This is a genomic window from Flavobacterium sp. RSSB_23, assembly GCF_051547145.1.
Classification (GTDB): domain Bacteria; phylum Bacteroidota; class Bacteroidia; order Flavobacteriales; family Flavobacteriaceae; genus Flavobacterium.
The window spans coordinates 1-608 of record NZ_JBPTTO010000052.1; the positions used below are offsets into that span (position 1 = coordinate 1).

2 protein-coding genes are annotated in these 608 nt (G+C 39.6%); both read right to left on the reverse strand.

The features are described 5' to 3' along the window. Positions 1-96: 96 nt before the first annotated feature. A complete protein-coding gene (locus tag ACSVH9_RS16325) occupies positions 97-237 on the reverse strand; it encodes a hypothetical protein (protein ID WP_438064632.1) in 141 nt (46 codons plus the stop codon). Between the two features lie 129 nt (positions 238-366). Continuing rightward, positions 367-510, reverse strand: coding sequence for a hypothetical protein (locus ACSVH9_RS16330; RefSeq protein WP_438064633.1), 144 nt, complete (start codon positions 508-510; stop codon positions 367-369). Positions 511-608 lie beyond the last annotated feature (98 nt).

A 608-nucleotide genomic window follows, 5' to 3' on the forward strand; every position in this document is an offset into this window, starting at 1 on the left:
GCACGGATTGCAAATCCGCGCTATCGGGTCTGTATGGGCACGGATTGCAAATCCGCGCTATCGGGAAAAACAATATTTTTTTATTGTAAATTCATTTTAGGGAACCATTAATGTTGTACCTCTAGAGCCTTCAGGTCCACCCACTACAGTTTCTAGTTGTTTTTTAGTTAGGGGAGTGATTGTTTTTAGTTTTGCGGTTTTAGCCGTGTTTGCGGTTTGTGTGATTTTGTTTTTCATAATTTTTTGTTTTAAAATTTAAAATAGCCCAATTTTTTTTAGTCACTTGGGGGTTATGACTGTATGGGCACGGATTGCAAATCCGGGCTATCGGGGTTCGTAGCACTGGTTTTTCAATAAAGTTTATTGTTAATGTCCCACTGTTGTCTCAGTCCCTCTAGAACCTTCAGGGCCTCCCACTACGGTTTCAAGTTGTTCTTTAGTAAGGGGAGTGATTGTTTTTAGTTTTGCGGTTTTAGCCGTGTTTGCGGTTTGTGTGATTTTGTTTTTCATAATTTTTTGTTTTTAATTTTATAATTGCCCTATTTTTTTTAAGTCCCTTGGGGGTTATGACTGTATGGGCAGGGAGTGGGCACGGATTGCAAATCCGC